The following is a 3305-nucleotide window of genomic DNA, read 5'->3' as shown; positions in this document are numbered from 1 at the left end:
TATGGCGCCGCAAACCCCCCGCGGCGCGGGTGCGCCGCGCGGGCATCCCGGAACAATTTCGCCGCCGGGTTGTGGGATTGACGGGCGGCCAGAACACCCCCCCCCGCCGTGGAAACCCCCACCAACAGCGACAACGACCGATCACGCGTGAGCTCGTGCAGATGCCACGCGGCATCGACCTTCGGCCGGAACACATACTCGATCCGGTCCGCCGTCATCGACTCGATCACACCGTTGTCGGCAATTCCCGCCGCATGAACCACACCCACCAGCGGATGCTCGTCGGAGATGCCGTCCAGCAGCGCGGCCAGCGCCACCCGATCCGACACATCACACGCCGCAATGGTGACCTCGGCACCGAGCTCGACCAACTCAGCACGCAACTCAGCCGCACCGGGAGCATCCAGGCCACGCCGAGACGTCAAAAGCAGATGTCCCACACCATGTTCGGTCACAAGATGCCGGGCGATCACCGCACCCAAACCACCCGTACCACCAGTGACCAGCACAGTGCCCGGCTCAGACAGCCGCACAACCGTGCCCGGTGCATGGCGGGTCAAACGCGGCACCAACACAGACGCCCCACGCAGCGCGGCCTCCGGTTCCCCAGCCGCTACCGCGGCCACGACAGAAACCGGGTCACCGTCGCGATCCAGATCCAGCAACTGGAACCGACCCGGGTGCTCAGCCTGCGCGGCACGCAACAGCCCCCACACCGGCGCCTGCCCCAGATCCACCCGCTCGGCATCCGCGGTCGCCACGGCCTGTCTGGTCAGCACAACCAAATGGGAAGCAGCGAAACGAGTTTCGGCCAGCCAGCGCTGGACCGTGTCGAGAACACCGGTCACGACCTGCCGTGCCGCCGCTGTCGGGGGACCGTCGTGGTGCGGGCACTCGAGCAGCACGAGGTCAGGAACAACCGGGTCCTCGGCCGCATCCAGCTCGGTGATCAACGCCGCGAGATCACGATAGTGCCGCACCGCACCGGCACTCTGGCCACCGTGGTTTCGGCCGGAACCGAGTACCGCCACGCGGCCCGGCTCGACACGCACCGCCGACGACGGCGCAGCGGTGCCCCATTCCACGCCGAAGAGGGCATCGGACAACCGGTCCGCGCCAAGTCGCTCGGCCGAGACGGGCCGAGCCACCAGAGCGCCCACCGACACCACCGGCCGACCCTGGTCATCGGCGATCTGGACGGCGAAGCTGTCGCCTTCGGGGACGCTGCGTACCCGCACGGCGGCGGCACCGGCCGAGTGCATGACCACCCGGTTCCAGGCGAAAGGCAGCACAGCGGAACCATTTCCGCCGCGACGGCCATGAATGATCCCGGCATGCAACGCCGAGTCGAACAATGCGGGATGGATTCCGAAACCCTTGGCGTCCTCCGGATCCGGCAGCGCGACCTCGGCGAACAATTCATCGCCGCGCCGCCATGCCGCCCGCAAACCCTGGAAGAACGGGCCATACCCGTACCCGAGTTCGAGCAGCTGGTCATAGGCACCGCCGATGTCCAACGGCTGCGCGCCCGCCGGAGGCCACGAAGTCAGATCGAAATCAGCCACGACGTCACCCGGGGCGAGCACGCCCTCGGCGTGGAGCGACCACGGACCCGCTGCGGCCTGTCGAGAATGGACGGTCAGTCGCCGGCGACCGTCCTCGTCGGCAGCGGCCACCACGACCTGTACCGCGACACTGCCTTCGGCGGGCAACGTCAACGGGGTGTGCAGAACAAGCTCGTCCACCACCGCGCAGCCCAACAGACCGCCGACATAGCCGGCCAGCTCGACGAATCCGGTGCCCGGCAGCAACACGACTCCGTGCACACTGTGGTCGGCCAGCCATTCGACGGAGTCCACCGACCAGCGGCCGGTGAAGCTCACAGCACCCGACTCCGGGTGCGGCACAACGGCACCGAGCAAGGGATGGTCCACCGTATCGAGCCCGACGGCGGTGACTCCGCCGAGTTCGGCACCGAGCCACGACTGGGCCAGCACCTGCTTGGCATCGAGCCAGAACCGCTCGTGCTGGAAGGCATAGGTGGGCACGTCGATGCGCCGAGCTCCGGTACCGGTATACAGGCCTGCCCAGTCCACGTCGGTGCCGGACACGAACAACCCCGCCACCCCGGCCACCACCGTGGACGGATCGGCATGGTCTCGACGCGCCAACGCCACCACCGCACCAGCGCCGTCCACGATCTGCGCGACCATCGGGTTCAGCACGGCATCGGGGCCGACCTCGGCGAACCGGGTCACACCCATACCCGCCATCGTGGCGACCGCATCGGCGAACCGCACCGTGTCACGGACCTGACCCACCCAATACGCCGGATCCGACATCTCGTCGGCGACCAGGGCGCCGGTCACCGTGGACACCAACGGAATACTGGGGCTGCCGAACGCCAAACCCTCTATCACCGTGGCAAATTCGGCCAGCATCGGCTCCATCAACACCGAATGGAAACCATGTGAAACACGCAACCGATGCGTCCGCCAACCACGCGCGACGCACACCTCGACGACAGCGGCGACCGCGTCCTCGACACCCGAGAGCACCACCGAAGCCGGACCATTGACCGCCGCGATCGACACCTCGCCGGACAGCAGCGTCCGCACCTCGGTCTCCGACGCACCAACCGCGACCATCGCCCCACCCGTCGGCAGCGCCTGCATCAAACGGCCGCGCGCGGCGACCAACACACACGCATCCGCCAGCGACATCACACCCGCGACATGCGCGGCAGCGACCTCACCGATCGAATGCCCCGCCACCACATCCGCGCGCACACCCCACGACTCCAGCACGCGGAACAACGCCACCTCGAACGCGAACAAACCCGCCTGCGCGAACACCGTCCGATCGACCAGAGCATCGTCGGCCAAAGCCTCACTCAACGAAACAGCTTGCTCCAGAAGCGGATCCATTCGACCCACGATCGCGTCGAAATGTTCGGCGAACACCGGATAGGCTCCGCGTAGCTCGGCGGCCATCCCCGCCCACTGCGCACCCTGACCGGAGAACACCAGACCGGTCGAGCCCGGCACCACGCGACCGGTCACCACACCCGGCGCCTGCACACCCTCGGCCAGCGCCCGCACACCCGCGAGCAGACCATCCCGGTTATCGGCGACGACAACCGAGCGATGCTCGAACACAGCACGCGTGGACGCCAGCGAGAAACCGACATCCACCGGATCCAGGTCGTGATCGGCCACCTGCGATGCCAGCCGGACAGCCTGACCGCCGAGAGCCGCACCGTTGCGCGCCGAAACCACCCACGGCAGCACGCCACCGGCCGGGGC

The 3305-nt window shown here is 68.0% G+C and carries 1 protein-coding gene; it reads right to left on the bottom strand.

All coding sequences use genetic code 11. The annotated features are described in order from the left end of the window. A partial coding sequence (locus ACFWPJ_RS28560; protein ID WP_378855959.1) for an SDR family NAD(P)-dependent oxidoreductase occupies positions 1 to 3305 on the bottom strand: 3305 nt, incomplete at both ends.

This window comes from Nocardia sp. NPDC058497 (assembly GCF_042720195.1).
Lineage (GTDB): Bacteria > Actinomycetota > Actinomycetes > Mycobacteriales > Mycobacteriaceae > Nocardia.
The sequence above is the reverse complement of the archived record's forward strand: the minus strand, read 5'-3'. Positions and strand labels throughout refer to the sequence as shown.